Below are 281 nucleotides of genomic sequence, written 5' to 3' on the forward strand. Positions count from 1 at the left end.
CCGGACGTACGTCACGGCGATGCAGCACATCAACAAGTCGATCGAGAACGGGATGTTCGGCCTGGTCTTCGTCGGCGCCTTCGTGGCGACGGGCCTGGCAGCCTGGCTGCAGCACAAGGCGGGCCGTCGGCAGGCGGCGCTGTGGGCGGCGGCCGCGACGGTGCTGTACGTGGTGGCGCTGATCGTGACGATGGGCGTCAACATCCCGCTCAACAACCAGCTGGCGGCGGCCGGCGACCCGTCCCAGATCCACGACTTCGCCGCGGTGCGCGCGCAGTTCG

1 protein-coding gene is annotated in these 281 nt (G+C 69.8%); it reads left to right on the forward strand.

From position 1 onward, the window contains the following. Positions 1 to 19: 19 nt before the first annotated feature. On the forward strand, positions 20 to 281 hold a 262-nt coding region (locus IF30_RS0140645; RefSeq protein ID WP_234323036.1), incomplete at its 3' end, for a DUF1772 domain-containing protein.

This window comes from Streptomyces sp. NRRL S-350, assembly GCF_000719705.1.
Lineage (GTDB): Bacteria > Actinomycetota > Actinomycetes > Streptomycetales > Streptomycetaceae > Kitasatospora.